The organism is Muricoccus vinaceus (assembly GCF_042433125.1).
In the GTDB taxonomy this organism is placed as follows: domain Bacteria; phylum Pseudomonadota; class Alphaproteobacteria; order Acetobacterales; family Acetobacteraceae; genus Roseomonas; species Roseomonas vinacea.
Window position 1 is genome coordinate 1 of the sequence record NZ_JBHLVZ010000077.1, and the last position, 1,950, is coordinate 1,950.

Sequence of the window (1,950 nt, forward strand, 5' to 3'; positions counted from 1 at the left end):
GCCGACGACATCCTCGCCAGCGTCGGACGCTTCTGCCAACGAACCTCCAACTCAGACCACTAGGTTCTGTGGACTCTTGGGAGTTCCGGACCTGACCGTCGCATGATTCAAGGCTGCCTTTGTGGAGGCGGCCTTGAGCTTGATGGATCGGCTGGTTCTGAGTGACGCAGCGTGGGAGCGGATGGCGCCGCTGATCATCGGTCGGCCTGACCAGAAAGGCTCGACCGGGCGTGACAACCGCCTCTTCGTGGAAGGCGTGCTGTGGATCGTGCGCACGGGCGCGCCCTGGCGCGACCTGCCGGAGGTCTGCGGCGAGTGGAACAGCGTGTTCCGCCGCTTCAGTCGCTGGAGCGGGAAGGGCGTGTGGCACCGCATCTTCGAGAGGATGTCGGACGATCCTGACTTCGAGTACCTGATCGTCGACAGCACCATCGTCCGTGCCCACCAGCATGCCGCCGGTGCCAAAAAGGGGGGTCTGAAGATCAGGCCCTTGGCCGCTCGCGCGGCGGCCTGAGCACCAAGATCCACCTGGCCGTGCGAGGTCTTGGTGCACCGGTGCGCCTTCTCCTGACCGGCGGCCAGCGCGGCGACTGCCCGCAGACCCACGCGCGGGACTGTCAGGAATTTCGTGTGCGGGAGGGCGGTTGCACACGGTCAGGCCATGGCTCGGGTGAAGCGCTTGCCGGAGAGGACGGCAAACTGAGCTTTGGCTATGGCACACTCACGGGACGGCATCATCCAGTCTTTCTCGCTGCGGTTCAACACCAGATACAGCAGCTTCATGGCGGCCTCGTCGGTTGGGAAATGACCGCGCGCCCGCACCGCCCGGCGTAGCTTCGAGTTCAGGGCTTCGATGGCATTGGTGGTGTAGAGGATCCGGCGCACCTCCACGGGAAAGGCATAGAAGGGGATCACCTCACCCCAGACGCGCCGCCAGCTCTGGCCGATGGCCGGGTACTTCTGGCCCCATGGCCCGGCCTGAAAGGCCGTCAGCGCTTCCTCGGCGGCGACGGCATCCAGGGCGCGGTAAATGTCCTTCAGGGCCATGGCTACCGGCTTGCGGTCCTTGAAGGACACGAAGTCCAGGCTGGTGCGCAGCAGGTGCACGATGCAGGTCTGCACGCTCGCCTCGGGGAACACCGCCAGGATGGCTTCGGGAAAGCCTTTCAGCCCATCGACGACGGCCAGCAAGATGTCCTCGACGCCGCGGTTGCGGAGTTCGTTCATCACCCGGAGCCAGAACTTGGCGCCCTCGTTCTGCTCGAGCCAGAGCCCGAGGATCTCCTTGCCCCCGTCGGCCCGCACGCCGAGGGCGATGTGCACGGCCTTGTTGCGGACCAGACCCTCATCCCGGATCTTGACCCTGAGCGCGTCGAAGAACACCAGCGGCTTGGGGCACTGCCCCGAGCGGGTTCCAGCGGCCGGGCCTGCCAGGTGGCGACGTCCTCGAGTACGGCATCGGTCACGGCGCTGATCAGGTCCGGCGAGACCTCGATGCCATACAGGTCGCGCAGGTGCCCCGTGATCTCGCGGGTGCTCATGCCGCGCGCGTACATCGAGACCACCTTGTCGTCGAAGCCGGGGAAGCGGCGCTGGTACTTGGCGATCAGCTGCGGGTCGAAGGTGGCCTGCCGGTCCCGGGGCACCTCGAGCGCGATCCGCCCGGTGTCGGTCACCACCGACTTGCGTCCATAGCCGTTGCGGCTGTTGCCCTCCCCAGCCTCGCCAGCCAGGTGGTGGTCCATCTCCGCATTCAGCGCCCGCTCGGCGAAGGCCTTCTTGAGTTCATCCAGCAGGCCGCCCTGGTCGAAGGCCGTTCGGGCATCCGAGCCCGCCAGCAACTGGTCCAATACCGCGTCAGGGATCCGAGGCTCTTTGCGTCGGGCTATGGGGGAACTCCTTTCGTCCCATCATGCCAAACCACACACGGACGTATGGCCCGCCCCGTCC

The 1,950-nt window shown here is 66.1% G+C and carries 2 pseudogenes; one reads left to right on the forward strand and one right to left on the reverse strand.

Going from position 1 to position 1,950, the window contains the following annotated elements:
• Positions 1 to 133: 133 nt before the first annotated feature.
• Positions 134 to 609: pseudogene (locus ACFFIC_RS21660) on the forward strand (IS5 family transposase); the annotation flags it as partial.
• A 45-nt stretch (positions 610 to 654) separates the two neighbouring features.
• On the opposite strand, the pseudogene ACFFIC_RS21665 reads toward ACFFIC_RS21660, so the two are convergent.
• Positions 655 to 1,889, reverse strand: a pseudogene (locus ACFFIC_RS21665) (IS256 family transposase).
• Between the last annotated feature and the right edge of the window lie 61 nt (positions 1,890 to 1,950).